The sequence below is a fragment of the Mycobacterium sp. NAZ190054 genome, assembly GCF_001545925.1.
In the GTDB taxonomy this organism is placed as follows: Bacteria; Actinomycetota; Actinomycetes; order Mycobacteriales; family Mycobacteriaceae; genus Mycobacterium.
Genome location: NZ_LMVQ01000549.1, coordinates 24061 through 41151 on the forward strand (window position 1 = coordinate 24061; position 17091 = coordinate 41151).

18 protein-coding genes are annotated in these 17091 nt (G+C 65.1%); 1 reads left to right on the forward strand and 17 read right to left on the reverse strand.

Going from position 1 to position 17091, the window contains the following annotated elements:
- Positions 1-33 precede the first annotated feature (33 nt).
- The 11 genes from ASJ79_RS25885 to ASJ79_RS32840 all read right to left on the reverse strand — a co-directional run bounded on the left by ASJ79_RS25885 (position 34) and on the right by ASJ79_RS32840 (position 8513).
- A complete protein-coding gene (locus tag ASJ79_RS25885) occupies positions 34-1263 on the reverse strand; it encodes a cytochrome P450 (RefSeq protein WP_067961562.1) in 1230 nt (409 codons plus the stop codon).
- Positions 1260-1460: a ferredoxin gene (locus tag ASJ79_RS25890; protein WP_067961564.1), complete on the reverse strand. Its 201-nt coding sequence runs from the start codon at positions 1458-1460 to the stop codon at positions 1260-1262. Before ASJ79_RS25890 ends, ASJ79_RS25885 begins: the two co-directional genes overlap by 4 nt.
- A 1-nt stretch (position 1461) precedes the next feature.
- Complete coding sequence (locus tag ASJ79_RS25895) at positions 1462-2172, reverse strand: TetR/AcrR family transcriptional regulator (protein WP_067961566.1); 711 nt, start codon at positions 2170-2172, stop codon at positions 1462-1464.
- Positions 2169-2999, reverse strand: coding sequence for an SDR family NAD(P)-dependent oxidoreductase (locus tag ASJ79_RS25900; protein ID WP_067961568.1), 831 nt, complete (start codon positions 2997-2999; stop codon positions 2169-2171). The genes ASJ79_RS25895 and ASJ79_RS25900 overlap by 4 nt, the downstream gene beginning before the upstream one ends.
- Entirely contained in the window at positions 2996-3826 is an 831-nt protein-coding gene (locus ASJ79_RS25905; RefSeq protein ID WP_067961571.1) for an alpha/beta fold hydrolase, read from the reverse strand. The genes ASJ79_RS25900 and ASJ79_RS25905 overlap by 4 nt, the downstream gene beginning before the upstream one ends.
- A gap of 63 nt (positions 3827-3889) precedes the next feature.
- A complete protein-coding gene (locus tag ASJ79_RS25910) occupies positions 3890-5374 on the reverse strand; it encodes a class I SAM-dependent DNA methyltransferase (RefSeq protein WP_067961574.1) in 1485 nt (494 codons plus the stop codon).
- 14 nt (positions 5375-5388) lie between these two features.
- Positions 5389-5808 (reverse strand): PIN domain-containing protein, encoded by a 420-nt coding sequence (locus ASJ79_RS25915; protein WP_067961577.1) that lies wholly within the window; start codon positions 5806-5808, stop codon positions 5389-5391.
- On the reverse strand, positions 5805-6662 hold the full coding sequence (locus ASJ79_RS25920) for a hypothetical protein (protein ID WP_067961579.1): 858 nt from the start codon (positions 6660-6662) through the stop codon (positions 5805-5807). Before ASJ79_RS25920 ends, ASJ79_RS25915 begins: the two co-directional genes overlap by 4 nt.
- 130 nt (positions 6663-6792) lie before the next feature.
- Entirely contained in the window at positions 6793-7224 is a 432-nt protein-coding gene (locus tag ASJ79_RS34525; protein ID WP_231751044.1) for a DUF4357 domain-containing protein, read from the reverse strand.
- Positions 7221-7391, reverse strand: coding sequence for a hypothetical protein (locus ASJ79_RS34530; RefSeq protein ID WP_231751045.1), 171 nt, complete (start codon positions 7389-7391; stop codon positions 7221-7223). The genes ASJ79_RS34525 and ASJ79_RS34530 overlap by 4 nt, the downstream gene beginning before the upstream one ends.
- 276 nt (positions 7392-7667) lie before the next feature.
- A complete protein-coding gene (locus ASJ79_RS32840) occupies positions 7668-8513 on the reverse strand; it encodes a restriction endonuclease subunit S (RefSeq protein WP_156448658.1) in 846 nt (281 codons plus the stop codon).
- Between ASJ79_RS32840 and ASJ79_RS25935 the strand changes: the two genes are divergently transcribed.
- Positions 8512-9825, forward strand: coding sequence for an IS256 family transposase (locus ASJ79_RS25935; RefSeq protein WP_067961583.1), 1314 nt, complete (start codon positions 8512-8514; stop codon positions 9823-9825). The genes ASJ79_RS32840 and ASJ79_RS25935 overlap by 2 nt on opposite strands.
- On the opposite strand, the gene ASJ79_RS31670 is transcribed toward ASJ79_RS25935, so the two are convergent.
- The 6 genes from ASJ79_RS31670 to ASJ79_RS25960 form a co-directional block, all read right to left on the reverse strand.
- A complete protein-coding gene (locus ASJ79_RS31670; RefSeq protein WP_197420378.1) occupies positions 9767-10375 on the reverse strand; it encodes a restriction endonuclease subunit S in 609 nt (202 codons plus the stop codon). The two genes, ASJ79_RS25935 and ASJ79_RS31670, sit on opposite strands and share 59 nt — an antisense overlap.
- A 26-nt stretch (positions 10376-10401) precedes the next feature.
- Positions 10402-12786 carry a DEAD/DEAH box helicase family protein gene (locus tag ASJ79_RS25940; RefSeq protein WP_231751048.1) on the reverse strand — a complete coding sequence of 795 codons (2385 nt, stop codon included), beginning with the start codon at positions 12784-12786 and terminating at the stop codon, positions 10402-10404.
- Between the two features lie 545 nt (positions 12787-13331).
- Positions 13332-13922, reverse strand: coding sequence for an NADPH-dependent FMN reductase (locus tag ASJ79_RS25945; RefSeq protein WP_067961584.1), 591 nt, complete (start codon positions 13920-13922; stop codon positions 13332-13334).
- An 8-nt stretch (positions 13923-13930) separates the two neighbouring features.
- The gene (locus ASJ79_RS25950) at positions 13931-14929 is read right to left on the reverse strand and encodes a cyclase family protein (RefSeq protein ID WP_067961586.1); all 999 of its coding nucleotides are present in this window, start codon (positions 14927-14929) and stop codon (positions 13931-13933) included.
- Positions 14929-15768: a coniferyl-alcohol dehydrogenase gene (locus ASJ79_RS25955; RefSeq protein WP_067961588.1), complete on the reverse strand. Its 840-nt coding sequence runs from the start codon at positions 15766-15768 to the stop codon at positions 14929-14931. The genes ASJ79_RS25950 and ASJ79_RS25955 overlap by 1 nt, the downstream gene beginning before the upstream one ends.
- A gap of 2 nt (positions 15769-15770) precedes the next feature.
- Positions 15771-17090 carry an LLM class flavin-dependent oxidoreductase gene (locus ASJ79_RS25960; protein WP_067961590.1) on the reverse strand — a complete coding sequence of 440 codons (1320 nt, stop codon included), beginning with the start codon at positions 17088-17090 and terminating at the stop codon, positions 15771-15773.
- Position 17091: the final 1 nt, after the last annotated feature.

Here is a 17091-nt window from a genome sequence, read left to right on the forward strand (position 1 = left end):
GTTGGCACTCCAATCGGGCTGTGAGACAACCTGTTACCAGGTCACGGGAAGTTCGTAGACGCCGTAGGCGAGGCGGTCGTGCTTGAACGGCACCTCGTCGAACGGGATGGCCAGCTTCATCGTCGGGATACGGCGGAGCAGCGTGTGGAAGACGATCTGCAGCTCGGCGCGGGCCAGCTGCTGGCCGACGCACTGGTGCCGGCCGTACCCGAAGCCGAGTTGCTGGTTCGCGTCGCGGGTCAGGTCCAGCTTGTCGGGCTCGGGGTAGGCCTGCGAATCCCAGTTGGCCGGGGCCAGGTCGAGGATGATCCCCTCCCCCGCACGGATGGTCTCCCCGGCGATCTCGATGTCTTCGGTGGCCACCCGGCGCTGGCCGTTCTGGATGATCGACAGATACCGCATCAGTTCTTCGACCGCGTTGGCGATGAACTTCGGATCGTCGGAATCACGCAGCAGCGCTGCCTGTTCCGGATTCTCCAGCAGGGCGCAGATGCCGATGCCGATCATGTTGGCCGTCGTCTCGTGGCCGGCGATCAGCAGGCCGGTGCCCAGCTGTGCGGCCTCCTTGACGCTGATCTCGCCGGCGGTGACGCGCTCGGCCAGATCCGAGACGGCGTCCTCCGAGGGGTGTTCCATCTTCTTCTCGACCAGGTCGATCAGGTACTTGTGCAGGCTCATCGCACCCTTCTGACCGTCCTCGGCGCTGGCGTAACGCGCCAGCCCGACGTTGGCGTGGTGCTGGAAGAACTCGTGGTCCTCGTAGGGCACGCCGAGCATGTCGCTGATCACCCGCGTGGGCACCGGTAGCGCGAGTTTGGCGACCATGTCGGCCGGCTGCGGGCCGGCGAGGATCTCGTCGATGCACTCGTTGGTGACGTCCTGGATCACCGGACGGAGCGCCTCGACCCGCCGGAAGGTGAACGGCTTGGACAGCATCCGGCGGAACCGGGTGTGCTCTTCGGCGTCGGAGGTGAACACCGACCGTGGCCGCTTGTTCACCGTGGCGAGCATATGTTCGTTCCAGTGCGGGAAGCCGTCCCGGCGGTCGTCCACACTGACCCGCGAGTCGGCGAACAGGGTGCGCGCGACTTCGTGTCCGGTGACCAGCCACGGCGTGGTGCCGTTCCAGATCCGCACGCGCGACAGCGGTTTGGTCTTGTTCATCTCGAGCATCTGCTGCGGCGGCGCGAACGGGCAGCCCGCCGTCCGCTCCATCGGATACTCGGGTACCTGCACCGCTTCCTGCGCGAGAGTCTCGGTCATATCGTCTCCTCGATGTGGATGGCCAGGGCGGGGCATGCGGCCGCGGCCTTACGGGTCTCCTCGGCGTATTCGGGCCCGGGCTCGGGCCTGCGCAGTTCGACGACCCCGTCGTCGTCGCGCTGGTCGAACACCTCACCGGCGTTGAGCACGCACTGGCCCGACGAGACGCACCTGTCCTGATCGACCGTGACCCTCATGTCAGGGCAGCTCCGTGACCGGGGCGTGCCACAGCCCGATGATCGCGTCGATCAGGCCGGTCGCCGCGGCCTGCCAGGTGGGTCGGGCGACGGGTGACCCCTGCGCGAGCAACCGCTCGCGGTCGGCGCAACTGTGCATCAACAGGTTGCGGCCCATGATGTTCCGCTCCACCCGGACGTCGACGGGGAGATCGGGCAGGCAGCTGTTGATCCCGTCGAGCACCCGCACCAGCGACGGTGAGGACAGCGCGTCCTTGACGATCATGTTGTGGTAGGCGGGATCGGTCATCACCTGGGCGGCGAACCGGGCATACCAGGTCGGGTTCCCCAGCGCGGCAAGATGATCGGTCAACGGGCACACCAGGGCGGCCACCCAGTCGCGCATGTCCGTCGAGTCGCCGATCGCGGCGACCCGCTGCTCCCGCAGCTCCTCGATCGGGCCGCGGTGCTTGTGCTCGATGGCGCGCACCAGGTCGGCCTTGGTGCCGAAGTGGTAGCCGACGGCGGCGTTGTTGCCCTGCCCGGCAGCCTCGCTCACCTGCCGGTTGGACACCGCGAACACGCCGTGTTCGGCATAGAGCCGTTCGGCCGCCTTCAGGATGGCCTCTTGGGTGCTGCTCGCGCGATCCGCGCGCACAGTCCTCGCAGTCGTCACCCGTTCAGTGAACCCCGTCACATTCACTAAGTCAAGCGACTGCTTTAAAACTGTCACGGTGCGGTCCGGCTGTCCGTCGGCTTCCGGACGATCACCTTCCCCGCGACGGTGCCACCGTCGACGGGAAGCACGGTGCCGGTGACATACCGGGACCGGTCCGTCGCCAGATACAGCGCAGCCTCGGCGACGTCCTCGGCGGTGCCTTCCCGCTTGAGGGGGCGGTCGTCGCGCATCTGCTGGCGGATCCTGGCCTCGAAGCGCTCCAGCCGCTCGCGGTCCTCGTCGGTGGCCGACGAGGCGAGGATCGGTGTCGGGATGTTGCCCGGCGCCAGGCAGTTCACCCGTACCTCGTAGTGCGCCAACTCGATCGCCGCGCATTTGGTGAAATGGATGATCGCCGCCTTGGACGCGCGGTAGGTCGAGACTCCGCCGCCGGCCTGGATACCGCCGATCGAACCGAGGTTGACGATCGAACCGCCACCGTGGTCGGCCATGTGCCGCGCGGCGTCGCGGGTGCCGGCCATCACGCCGAGCAGGTTCACCCGCATCACCCGGTCGAACTCCTCGAGGTCCTCGTGGAACAGGCCCTTGCGCAGCGGGCTGGAAATCCCCGCGTTGTTGACCATGACGTCGAGCCCGCCGAACGTGTCGACCGCCGCGGCCACGAGCTGACCGACCTGCGCCTGGTCGCCGACGTCGGTGTGGCGGTACACGGTCTTGGCGCCGCGTGCGTTGAGGTCGGAGGCCAGCTGTTCGCCGAGATCGTCGCGCACGTCGGCGATCACCACGGCGGCGCCTTCGGCGGCGAAACGCTCGGCGATGCCCCGGCCGATCCCCGATGCGCCGCCGGTGACGACGGCGACCTTGCCCACCAGTTCGTTCATCTCTGCTCCTCGAAGAAGTCCAGCAAGAGCTGGTTGACGGCGGCAGGCCGCTCGATCTGCGGGCAGTGCCCGGCGCCGTCGACGACGGCCGAGCGGCCCTGGGTGATCTGTGCGGCGATCTCGGCCGCCCAGCCTCGGGGCAGCAGTTTGTCGTCGCCCCCTTCGATCACCAGCGTCGGCACGGTGATGCGCGCGTAGGCGCGTGCACTGCTCGGCGTCGCCGGGGGTTCCAGCCCGGGACGGCGGAACCGCGCTGCCGCCAACGACTCCCACGCACCCGGCGCGATGCTCGACTCGTAGCGTCGCCGGACATAGTCCTCGTCGGCGGGGTAGGCAGGGTCGGCGAACAACGCCGTGACGATGCGGCGCATGCCCTCGAGGGTGGCGTCGTAGTCGTAGAGCGCGCTGACGTGCTCGTTGCGCTGGATCTCGCCACCTCCACAGATGGCGACCAGACTGCGGACGGGCAGCACAGGACTCTCCGAGGTGACGTCGACGAGCAGGTTGATGGCGCCCATCGAGTTGCCCACGAAATGGGCGTTGTCGACCCCCGTCACCTCGCAGAACCGCGCGATGTGCCGGATGCGCATGCCGCGTCCGTCGGTGAAGTCGACGACCTTGGCCGAGCCGCCGAAGCCGAGCATGTCCGGCGCCAGCACGCGGTATCGCCGGGCCAGCGCGCCGATGGTGTGCTCCCAGCCGATGCTTGCGTTCGCGCCGAACTCGCCGCCGTGCAGCAGTACGACCGGATCACCGGTTCCGGCCTCAAGGTAACTGGTGGTCAATCCGTCGACCCGCACCGTCTTGCGCTCGAACGTCACGCCCACACGATACTGGTGCTGCCCAGAATGGAGAACACCATTCTCCAGCTTAGGAATTGACCAGAGTGCTTAGCTTAGGTCGGTCCGCGCCGCTTCGAGAGCGGCCGCGACGGCTTCGAACTCAGCCAATGCCGCGGTCAGATCCTCCACGATTTCGCGGGCTATTACCTCCGGCGCCGGGAGGTTGTCGGCATCCTCCAGCGACTCGTCGCGCAGCCAGGTGATGTCGAGATTCACCTTGTCACGGGCAATGAGCTCGTCATAGGGGAACGCTTTCCACCGCTCCGACTCGACGCGCTCCTCGCGCGGCTTTCCCGACAAGTAGGAGTCGACGAACTCATCGAGGTGATGCCGCCGCAAGGGGTTTTGTTTGAGCGTGAAGTGCTGGTTGGTGCGCAGGTCGTAGACCCACAGCTTGCTGGTCCACGGCTGTTCGGCCGCCGGTTTCTTGTCGAAGAACAGCACGTTCGCCTTCACGCCTTGGGCGTAGAAGATGCCGGTCGGCAGGCGCAGCATGGTGTGAAGATCGAAGTCCTCCAACAGTTTCCGGCGCAGCGTCTCGCCGGCGCCGCCTTCGAACAGCACGTTGTCTGGCAGGACGACGGCTGCGCGGCCGTTGATGTCGAGGATGGTCATGATGTGCTGCAGGAAATTGAGCTGCTTGTTGCTCGTGGTGACGACGAAGTCTTGGCGTTCGATTTCGACATCGTCTCGCGCTTCCCGCCCGTCGGCACCGACCATGGTGAGCGACGACTTACGTCCGAATGGCGGATTGGACAGCACCACCGACCAACGCTGCCCTGGATCGGCTATCAAGGCATCCCGAACCTCGATCAACGATGGTCCGTCTGCGGTTCCGATTCCGTGCAGCAGCAGGTTCATCGCGGCCAGTCGCGCAGTACCATCAACGAGCTCATACCCGGTGACGAGCTTGTCCCGCAAATGGTTCCGTTGTGTCGGGGTGAGCTTTCCCGCTCCCTCCGCGACGTGCTCGTGGGCGACGAGAAGGAAACCGCCAGTGCCACATGCCGGGTCGACGACGGTGTCCGCCGGCGACGGATCGGTCACGTCCACGATCGCACGGATGAGATCGCGCGGCGTGAAGTACTGGCCAGCCCCAGACCCCTTGTCGGAGGCGCCCTTGGCGAGCAGTTCCTCGTAGGCGTCGCCCTTGAGATCAGTGCCCGAGGCGGACCAGTTCTCCTTGTCGATCAAATCGACGATCAACCGCTTGAGCTTGGCAGGGTCTTGAACCCTGTTCTGCGCCTTTCGGTATATGGTTCCGAGCGTTCCCGGCTGCTGCGCCAAGCCGACCAGAATGTTGGTGTACTCGACCTCAAGGTCAGTACCCTCCGCATCGAGCAGCTTCTGCCACGAATACTCGTCGGGAACAATCTTCTGCGGGTTCAGCTTCCGGGTCGCACGCTCATGAGCCATCTTCAAGAACAGCAAGAAGGTGAGCTGTTCGGTGTACTCGATGACCCCGACGCCGTCGTCCCGCAGAACGTTGCAGTACGACCAGAGCTTATCGACGAGGCGACGTGATTCAGACATGCATTCCTTCGAATTCAGCTGTGGACATTCAGATTCGGCGCATTTTGAAAGATGGTGTCGCCAGAGAACAGGTCTAGCCCCTTTGAGATGGCACATGCTGCGATCCATCGATCAGCCGTGTGGATCTTCTCATGAAGTGCATGCCCGACTTCCCGGCACTCCGCCGAGAGGTCCACGTACGCATCGACAACGTCGCTGTCGGAGGGGATCGTCGGGGTGCGCGCCAGTATCTCCTGGAGCCGATTGACCCGCGGTGCACCCCAGCCCGCCTGCCGAGCACCGGCGAGAAGCTCGGCTCGCGTCTGAAACGAAATGATGATCCGGCGGTCCGCCAGCGCGTCCGCCCAGCGCGCTGCGCGAGGGTCGGCACCCCTCGGAAGCACATAGACACAGCTGAAGACATCGGTGTCGACGACGGCAGCGACCAGAGTCATGAACGAATGGCCCGCAGGAACTCTGCTGTTTCCTCATCGGTGAGGTCGAGCCGTCCATCTGCATCCGGGCCCGGCGCGCTCGCAAGAATCTCGTCGAGGGGAACGACGCGACTGCCCAGGAACTCCGCAGCGGGGTCGCCCGTCTCGAGCACGCGCGCATGGTTCAGTGCCACCACACGTCCGGATGGACCTAGCGTCGCGTCCCCCTCGGCGGTCACCCACTGCCCGACTAGCAGCCCAGCGGCCTTGTCGTCGATGACCCGGCGAAGCTCAACGGTATTGCCGACGTCATCACGGATACGGAAAGTGTGCGTGTGCAGGTCCACCTTCTCCAGCCAACCCGCAGCGGTGCCCGAGCCCGCGGCGGTGACCCGATTGTTCGCCCAGGTCTCGGCGTGGATCCGTGCGGCGTCGATCCGCACGTCGGCACGGTCGGGCGAGGAGATGACCGCTGTCTGCGCTGCCCCCCGCAGCGCGGTGGCGAGCTTTCCCGCCGACTCAGCCACCAAGGTGCTGGTCCACTCAGGTCGCTGATCAGCGCTGATAGCGCCCAGGATGCCCCAGAACCGTTCGTCGGCTTCGGACAGGCCTGGCACGTCGACGTCCAGCTTGTCGGTCGGCCCTTTGCTGACCTTAAGTACGGTGCTACCTGCGGTGATGCCGTCCAGACGGAGCTCGGCGAACTCTTCGACGTACTGCTTCGACCGGCCGGGACCCGCCGCGTCGGCGGCCTCCCGACTAAGGCGGGTTACCAGCTCCTGCAGGGCCGCCGCGATACCGCTGAGGTCCTTCAGTGCGATTTCACCGCTGGGTGCCGAACCGTCGACGAGACGCAGCTCGATCTGCTTGATCATGATCGGCACCTCCCATCTGCTTTGCCTGCGGCCTTCTGCAATTCTGCCTCGTTCGCAGGTGATGACGACTCAGATACTCGCAGAACCTTCCGACAACCGAGATGTGCGTTACTCGATGCCGCGGCTCCCACTATCCGAACGTCGAGCCGTCGGCTGCGACCCACTCCCGCCGGCCATTGCACGATCGACCCAACGCCACAGCGGCGGCAGTCGAGGGCGAGCTGAACGGGATGTTTCTTGTGACGCGGCCCTGCCCAGCTTCGGTGGCAATCGCACCATCGGCGACCAAGTGTTCATGCTGAGCCCGATGTGACGCATGTGCCTTCATGGTGCTCTCCGCCTTACCGACGCCCTGCCAGGTGGCGACCATCGTTGAGCCGGCGAGCATGGTGAACTCACCGTCGATCTGCTGGGCCCTGGCGTCCACGCCGAGCTTGCCATTGCGCAGCTGGAACACCGGGGATAGTGAGTCGTCGCGGCTGTCACCTGAACCGGGCTTCGCCGAGGGGACTCTGATGGCATTGACGTCCAGCACGGGGAGCACGATCTCCAGTTGCGTCATGAGTAGTCCATGACGGAGGCGTCGGCTTCGGGCAGTGCTGGCAGCGGTGGAGCGGTGCCGTTCTCAACCTTGACTCGACCGGCGCGCTTAGCCAACTCGATGATCCGGGCTTCCAGATAGCGACCGTGCGCCTTCGTCAGGTTTGCGTCCTTGGAGGTGATCACCACGACGCGGTCCCAAAACTCCTTCTCCCGCTGGTGATAACGCAGCCCGCTCGGCGACTACATCGGCTTCACCGATGTAACATCGAGCGTTTCCGACCGCCTCTTCGTCCTCACCGAGCAGCAGGTAGGCGCCGGTGCGTTGTGCCTCATCGCGCTTGAGCAGATCTGCCAATTCGGACCTCGGCGCAGACAGAACGTGACCGGTCCAATTGGTGATCTCCGCGGTCGTGAGGCTTCCGGGGCTGCCGTCCACCAGGAAGAGCTTGATCTGCTTGCCGGTCATACGGATTCGAGTTCTTCGAGTACTTCCGACGAAGAGTCGATAAGTCGGCCGGAGAATGCGGCGTTAAGGAGGGACCTGCGAAGTTGCTTCGCCCTAGCCCTGCTGCGGATCAGTTCGTCACGCTGCCGTGCGACTGCGTCGAAGTTTCGCTTGGCCGATTCGACAATTTCCGACTGCTCCGTGAGATCAGGAATCGGGAACTCGATGGGTTTGAGTCGGGAAGCAGACAGGTGCGCGATGTTGGTTGTAATCCGCGACTCACGCTTGAATCGACCGGCTCTCATGTGGCGTCGGAACACCAGCAACGCAAACTCTGGAAGAACCCGGTCGCATGCGACGAAGCGCAAAAGGCTATTGGTGAAAGCCACCTCTGGCGGTTCGCCGCGGTAAATCGCCGGTCTGCCCAGAAGATCCGGTGTCTGCCCTTCATTGAGGAGCACATCGCCGACTCGAAGTTTGAACCGTTCGAATGTTTCAGAAAGCCAATGCATTTCCATCACGTCGCGGGTATCGATCCGATCCTCGAAGACGTTCGCGACACGGAGATATGGCTTCATGTTCGGCCCGGTGTGCCAGTCGGGGTGACGCTGACGACCCAACTCGACGATGCCCGCTTCGCCGACGCAACTACGTTCCCAGCTGGCGGGATAGTCATCAACATCGGGGATCAGGTCCAACAAGATAGCTGTCACCAACACATCGAGTCGAGCAACGATCAGAACTTGTGGATGAGCCTCGGTGAGGGGGCGTGAAAGTGGGCGCACCTTCCCGAGGATGATCTGAATATCCGAGGTCTGATCAAGAGCCGGCGTTGGCGCGCTGGTTCGGGAAGGTACGCCCATGCTCACCGTAGTTCACGACGCCGCAGAGGCCAACGACGACGACGCCAACCGGTCGCTGCTCGATGAGATCGTCCGAGACGGCGCCCGGCAGATGCTGGCCGCGGCGTTGCAGGCCGAGGTCGCCGCCTACGTGGCGCAGTTCGCCGACCAGCTCGACGCCAACGGTCACCGGCTGGTGGTCCGCAACGGCTACCACCAGCCCCGGGAGGTGTTGACTGCGGCCGGGGCCGTGCAGGTGAGAGCACCGCGAGTCAACGACCGCCGCGTGGACCCCGACACCGGTGAACGCAAGCGGTTCTCCTCGGCGATCCTGCCGGCCTGGGCGCGCAAGTCTCCGCAGATGAGTGAGGTACTGCCGTTGCTGTACCTGCACGGCCTGTCGACCAGCGATTTCGGGCCCGCACTGGAGCAGTTCCTCGGCTCCGGCGCCGGGTTGTCGGCCACCACCATCACCCGCCTGACCGCGCAATGGCAAGACGAAGCCCGCACCTTCGCCGCCCGGGACCTCTCGGGCACCGACTACGTCTACCTGTGGGTCGACGGCATCCACCTCAAGGTGCGTTTGGACCAGGAGAAGCTGTGCCTGCTGGTGATGCTCGGCGTGCGTGCTGATGGACGCAAGGAACTGGTCGCGATCACCGACGGCTACCGCGAGTCCACCGAGTCGTGGGCTGATCTGCTGCGCGACTGCAAACGCCGTGGGATGACCGCCCCGGTGCTGGCGGTCGGTGATGGCGCGCTCGGGTTCTGGAAGGCCGTCCGAGAGGTGTTCCCGAAGACCAAAGAGCAGCGCTGCTGGTTCCATAAGCAAGCCAATGTGCTGGCCGGGCTGCCGAAATCAGCACATCCGGCCGCGCTGGCGGCCATGCGCGACATCTACAACGCCGAAGACATCGACAAAGCCCAGGTCGCGGTCAAAGCGTTCGACGTCGCCTTCGGCGCGAAGTACCCGAAAGTGGTTGCCAAGATCGTCGATGACCTCGATGTGCTGTTGGAGTTCTACCACTATCCCGCCGAACACTGGATCCACCTGCGCACCACGAATCCGATCGAAAGTACCTTCGCCACAGTGCGTTTGCGCACGAAGGTCACCAAGGGTTCGGGATCACGCGCGGCTGGTTTGGCGATGGCCTACAAGCTGATCGACGCCGCGCAAGCACGCTGGCGGGCCGTCAACGCCCCACACCTGGTCGCCCTCGTGCGTGCCGGAGCGGTCTTCCACAAAGGCAAACTGCTCGAGCGACCCACCGACATCACCCCGCCGAGACCACCGTCAGATGGCGATCAGCACACCGGAACGGAGGTTGCCTGAAACACCCCGATCCACAGGTATTGACAATTGCTCCATCGAGTCGCCGCTCTGCAGCACGTAAGTAGCCTTCAGCAGCATCAAGGCGCGACAGGTGATCTTCGAGAAGGTCGACGATACGGTGCTGTTCAGGCAGCGGCGGCAACGGCACCGGCACCTTTCGCAGTTGCTGCTGCGGCAAGTGAGCGATTGTCGAGCCGCTGGCCAGACAAGCGAGTACTCCACTTTGCGAGTGATGCTCAAGCAGATATCGGAGGAATCTGCCCTCCAACACCTCGCTCGGTCGAATTCGGTGCAGGGCCTTCTGAAAGGCGATGTACTCGGACCGACCGTTCCATATTGCAGCCCTGCCGATCTCACCGCCTTCGCAGACGAGCAAGTCTCCGGCTCTGACTTCAAAGCGCTCTCGCTCGTCGTCCGCGAGCTCCATCGTGAGGAGGTCGTCAGTGTCGATTCGGCCCCACTGCACATTGACATTTCGCAGGTACTCCACGCGTGTCCGGCCAGAGTCCTTGCCCTTGTCAAGCATCTTGCCGAGAGCGGTATCTGCCACTTCCCCGAGCGCTACCACAGGCCAAGTCACGCTGTCAGCTCCGCATTCAGCTCATCAAGCAAATCCGCCGCCCGGTCACCCAGATCCCTTATTGCCCCGTCGGTCCCGCCGCGTTCGGTGAACGGTGCGTCGTCGAGGTCCTCCACCCGAATACCGGCAGAGCTCGCGATGACCGATACGATCCGGTCCAGCCACCACTGTTCCGTGTCGCTGAACGTGACACCGGCCTGCTCCTGCTGGATCAACCAGGCTGCGTACTTCTCCCGCACCCGGTCACCGTAGGGTACGAGCTCGTCGTCCACACCGGTGGCATACCGCACGAGAGACACCAGGTCGGTCACGGCATGGGTGGCACTCTTGTGCACCTTCTCACCGTCGATGGCGGCATAAGCCTTCCAGATGACGTCCGGCGTCCAATTATGCGGCGGCCGAGCGATTCTCGCTGCCAGCCCCTCGATGAAGGCGAAGTCAATGCGTCGCTCCCCGGCCTCATAGCCCAACTGCAGCGCCGTGATCTCGTCACGGTGCTCCTCGAGATAGGCGGTCCAAGACTCTACGATGTGCCGAGCCTTGCCGGTGTCCACCACTCCCCCGGCGTCGATCAGCTCATCGGCGCTGACCTCGTCGATGATGCGGTCATGCGCGGCCCGAAGTTCCAGGACACGGTTGCGCAGCTCCGGGTTCGACGCGATAGGCTCCAGGGCCTCTTCGATGGCCTCCGGTGTCGTGGAAGACGGCTCGACCGCATCCACCAGCGAGCGGATGATGTCGCGCACCGGTTGCCCCGCCACCTCATCGAGTTCGACCCGCTCCGCATCGGTCAGATCGAGTTCGAGCTTGGCCAGGCGTGAGGCCAGGGTGGCCGCCTCATCTTCGGCGATAGTCAGGTTGGCGGCCTTCTCCAGCAGCTTCTTCAACGGCACGGAGCGTTGCCGGTTCAGCGGCGGTTCGACGAAGTCATGTTCGGTGACACCGATCGCGTCGACGATGACGAACCGGGTCTTGGTCTTCGCGTCCGGGGTGACCGCCTGGAAATCAGCATCGGGAATGGTGCGCGCGCCCCGACCCTTCATCTGCTCGAAGTACTGCGCCGACCGCACGTCGCGCATGAAGAACACACACTCCAGCGGTTTGACGTCAGTGCCGGTGGCGATCATGTCGACCGTCACGGCGACGCGCAGGCTAGGGCTGGTGCGAAACGCCTTCAGTTGTTCCTTGGCATTGCGGGCGTTGTAGGTGATCTTCGCGGCGAAGTCATTGCCCTTACCGAAGACCTCCCGCACCCGCTTGACGATCTCCTCGGCGTGGTTGTCATCCTTGGCGAAGATCAGCGTCTTCGGAACCGTACTGCGGCCAGGGAAGATCTCGGTGAACAGCCGGTCGCGGAACGTCTCCAGCACCGTGCGGATCTGATCGGTGGCTGTGACCGCCCGGTCGAGCTGTCCCGGAACGTAATCCAGATCGTCATCGAGTGCTTCGAGCCGTTGTTCGCGGGTTCGGCGGTCCACCTTGGGGACGATGGTGCCGGCGTCGATGTGCGATCCGTGGTCGCTGATCTTGGTGCGGATGCGGTAGACGTCAAAATCGACATTGACACCGTCGGCGACCGATTCCGGATAGGTGTAGTCCGAGACCAGGTTCTGCCGGAAGAACGCGAACGTCTGCTTGCCCGGTGTCGCACTCAGGCCGACGACATGCGCGTCGAAGTATTCCAGGACTCCGCGCCACACCCCGTAGATGCTGCGATGCGCCTCGTCGACGATGACCAGGTCGAAGGTCTCCGGCGGCAGCGCGTCGCTATAGGAGACGGTGACCGGCGCGTCCGGGATGTAGTCGTCGATGTCGGGGTCGTCGGTATCGCTGACTTCGCCGGCCTTGATGAAACGGAACACCCGCTGAATTGTGGAGATCGTGACTTTGGTCGATCCCAGCAGGCCCGCGCTGGACAGCTTGTTGACGTTGTACAGCTCGGTGAAGCGTCGACCGTCATCGGGCGTGCGGTAGTTCTGGAACTCGCCGAGGGTCTGGTCGGCGAGATTGTTGCGGTCGACCAGGAAAAGGACCCGGTCGAATCCGCCGTGCTTGAGCAGCCGGTAGGACTGCGTCACCGCCGTGAACGTCTTGCCCGCACCGGTCGCCATCTGAACCAACGACCGGTCGTATCGCTGATTGGCCAAGCTCTGCTCAACCCCGTTGATGGCCTCGATCTGCGCCGGCCGCAGCGCATCGGTGTCCAATGCCGGAAGTTTGCGGACCTTCGCCCGCCAAGTGGGGTAATCCGGATTTGTCTCGGCCTCACGCAGATGACGCGCGAGTGTCTCCGGTCGCGGCACGTTGAAGATCAGCCGGGCGCGGGGTTCCGGATCGAACCCGTTGGTGAAGTGGGTCTCGACGCCGGAAGCCTCAAACACAAACGGCAACCGGCCATCCCGTGTCCTGGCCGCGATCCTGACGTCGGCGGGCAAACCGTCGGCATACATCGTCGACTGCCACTCCACACGGAGAGCGGCGTGCCGACAGGTTTGGCCTCGATGACGCCGACGACGGCCTTGTCGACGTACAACAGATAATCGACACGGCCGTGTCCGGGTTTCATCACAACTTCGCGCACGGCGACACCTTGCGCCGCGAACAGGTTGAGGTTCTTCTTGTCCTGGACAACCCAACCGGCCTGGGTCAGCTGTACGTCGATGAGCTTGCGGGCGCGCGCTTCGGCCGGCAGCCGGGCGTCGTCATCCGAATTAGTCATACTGCGTCACAGGTTAGCTACTGTGACTGAAGTTCGGCCAGCGATTCACGCGCTGACCTGTGTCGGCCCACTCCGCCAGAAGCGCTCCGACCGGTGTCCGACCGTCAAGCAACCTTGCTCCACGTCACTCGACAAGCGCCGCCTCGCTTGACGGCACTCCGTCTACCCTGCATAAGGTCCCGTCGACCAGCACCGACTTGGCTTCGCTCACGATTTCTCCCTGTTGGTCTGGGCGAATGCCAGCAGCTGGCCAGCCAGCAGCTCGAGCTGGTTGGCCACGGCCCGGCCCTGTTCGGTGTCGGCGAGCTCGCCGGACGGACACCAGATCGGGTCCGCGGAGTTGATCGCCACCCCGAGCGGGGTGGGCCACGCCCGCAGCGCGTGACCGATGCTGCGGAGCTGGGTCAGCGTCCCGACCGCGGCCTGCCATCCGTAGGCGCAGCTGATGCAACCCCACGGGGTGTTGTCGAGGTAGACGCGCGGATCCTCCCGCAGATCCTCGATGTAGTCCAGCGCGTTCTTGACCAGGCCGGAGATCGCGCCGTGGTAGCCCGGGGAGCCGACGACCACGGCGTCGGCGTCGCGCAGCGTCTTGACCAGTTCGAGGGCGCGCGGTGTGCGCTCCAGCTCGTGCGGGGCGTACATCGGCAGATCGAGGTCCTCGGCGGCGAACAGCCGGGTGCGCCCGCCCTGCCTCTCCACCGACGCCAGGCAGTAGCGCAGGGCGCGTTCGGTGGACGAGTTCGCCCGGAGCGTCCCGCCGAGGCCGACGATGAACGGTTGCTTGGTACTGGTCACTTTCCCACTCACTTGATCGCGATCGGACTGACGGGCGCACCGACCGCACCGACCACCTTCAACGGCGGTGCGACGAGCTGGAATTCGTAGACGCCGTCGGCGGCACAGTCGGCGGCGATCGGGCCCAGGTCCCAGTACTCACCGAGCATCAGGCCCATGTCGCGCAGGCACAGCATGTGCATCGGCAGGAACGTGCCCTCGACACCGTTGCCGGGGTCGGGATCCTCGACCATCAGGTTGTCGGCGGCCACCGCGGCCACTTCGCGCTCGTGCAGCCAGGAGGCGCACGTCCAGTGCAGTCCCGAACCGGCCTCGCCGCCGTCGCCGGTGGCCAGGAAGCGCGTCCACCACCCGGTGTGCACGACGACGACGTCGCCCGAACGGATCTCGACGTTCTGCCTGGCGGCGATCTCGTCGAGTTCGTCGGGGGTGATCGGGGTGCCCGGCCCGCAGAAGGTGTCCTCGCCCCGGTGCGCGACGACGTCGAGCAGCACACCGCGGGAAGTGATGCCCTTGCCTGCCACCTTCTCGATGCCGAGGCGGAACGCCCCGAAACTCGTCACCGAGTCGGCGGGAAATCCGTTGTACAGCTTGTCCTCGTAGTACACGTGCGACATCGCGTCCCACTGCGTGGCCGCCTGCAGCGGCATCACGATGATGTCGTCGTTGAACCGGAACGGGTTGTCGGCGAAGAACGCGCTCACATCGGCGGCCACCGCGTTGCGAAGCCACTGCGGGCCGTACTCGACGAGCGTGGACGCGTCACCACCGTCGACGGTCATCACGTGGACGGGGTTCTGCCGGAATTTGAACGCCCCCTGTGGTCCGCCCGAGCTGAAGTCGCCGCCGAGGGAGATCACCTTGCCCTGGGTGACCAGTCCTGCGGCCTCGGCGACCTTCTCGGGGGTGATGAAGTTGAGCGTGCCGAGCTCGTCGTCGTCACCCCATCTTCCCCAGTTACGGACCTCGTCGGCCGTCCTGCGGAAATCACCCATGGTGCCGGTCATCACGAACTCCCCTGTGCTGCCTGAATATCGGTCATCCGATCGGAGATGCGCTGGGCGAGGATCCCGCCGTCGGTCCACACCACCTGCCCGGTGAGGTAGCCGGCCGCCCGGCTGCCGAGGAAGACCAGCGTCGCGGCCTGTTCCTCGGGCGTGGACACCCGTTCCAGTGGCGCGGTGAACGAGTCGAGATACTGCTGCCCGTAGGCCGACCGCAGCTGATCCAGAATCGGCGTCTCGGTGACACCCGGTGCGGTGCAGTTGATCCGGATGCCGCGGGCACCCAGGTCGACGGCCCGGCGCATGCCGTACAGGATGATCGCCTCCTTGGACTGGCGGTAGCCCCCGTCGGCCAGAGCGTCCGGGTGGTCGGCGCACCACTGCAGCCCTTCGGCCACCGACGTGGTGGCGAGCAGACCCGCGGTGGTGGCCGCGTTCTCCAGATAGGCCGAGGCGGCCAGTGACGACACGTTGCCGATCGACGCGCCGGCCGGCATCCGCCCGATCAGCGCCTCGGTGAACTGGCGCATGCCGAGGAAGTTGATGCGCACCACCAGCAGCGGATCCCCGATGCCCGAGGACACCCCGGCGACGTTGAACAACACGTCGACGCTGCCCTCAACCGCCGCCGCGGCGGCATCGACGGAGTCGGGGTCGGCCAGGTCGACGGCGATGAACTGATGCACCGCGGAGGTGTCTTCGGGTGCGCGCAAATCCAGGCCGGTGACCTGCGCGCCCAGAGATGCGAGCTGGTGCGCCACCTGCGCCCCGATCCCCGACGCGCAACCGGTGACCACGGCGTGCCTGCCGTCGAAGCGCACCAGCTCGTCAAGCGGGGTCACGGTCAGCTCGCGGCTTCCTTCGCAGCCTTGGCTTCCTTCTCGGCCTGGGCGGCCTTGACGCGGCCCTCGTTGATCTCGGCCATCGCCTCGGGGATCTCACCGGCGGTGAACTTGCCGCCGCGGCCGGTGGGCAGGCCGCCGAATGCGTACGTCTCGTCGAACAGCGGGGCGTCCCAGTGCTGCCGGCGCTCCTCGACCTTCTCGATCACCGGCTCGAGACGCTTGGCCTTGTCCTTGACCGCCTTCTCGTCGCGTTCGATGAACTCGGGCAGGATCTCCTTGCCCATGATCTCGATGGACTCCATCGTGCCCTCGTGGCTGCGGGGATTGAGCAGCAGGATGATCTCGTCGACCCCGCTGGCCTCGTAGCCGCGCAGGAACTCGCGGACGGTGTCGGGCCCGCCGATCGCCCCGCGGCCGGGTCCGTAGGCCAGGGTGGGGTCCTCCTTGACGGCCTGCTCGTAGAGCTCCCACACGCCGGTGCGGCCGGGGGTGTGCATGCCGGTCATGTAGTAGTGCATGATCCCGAACGAGAAGAAGCCGCCGCCGATACCGAGCCGCTTGAGCGCCTCCTCGTCGGTTCTCGCGACCATCATCGACAGATCGCCGCCGATCGCGAGCAGGTTCGGGTTGATCGCCGGGGTGATCGGTGTGCCCTTCTCCTCGAACTCCCGGTAGTAGCCGTCCACCCGCTCCTTGAGCGCTTCGGGCCCGGTGTAGGCGAAACTCAGTGCGCCGATGGCCTTCTGGGCGGCCATCTGCACCGACGACGGCCGCGTGCACGCCACCCAGACCGGCGGGTGCGGCCGCTGCAGCGGCTTGGGGATCACGTTGCGGGCCGGCATCTCCACGTGCTCGCCCTTGAACCCGGTGAACGGCGCCTCGGTCATACAGCGGATCGAGACCTCCAGGGCCTCTTCCCACATCGAACGCTTGTCGGCCGGGTCGATGTTGAATCCGCCGAGCTCGGCGACCGACGACCCTTCACCGGTGCCGAACTCCACCCGGCCGTTGGACAGGTGGTCGAGCGTGGCGACCCGCTCGGCGATGCGCGCCGGATGATTGATCGGTGGCGGCAGGTGCATGACCCCGAAACCGAGGCGGATGTTCTCGGTGCGCTGGCTTGCCGCGGCCAGGAACATCTCGGGGGCGGTCGAGTGGCAGTACTCCTCCAGGAAGTGGTGCTCGGTGAGCCACACGGTGGAGAAACCGGCCTTGTCGGCGAGTTCCACCTCGTCGAGCCCGTGCTGGAACAGCTGATGCTCGTCGTCGTCCGACCACGGCCGGGGCAACGGGAACTCGTAGAACAGAGAGATCTTCACT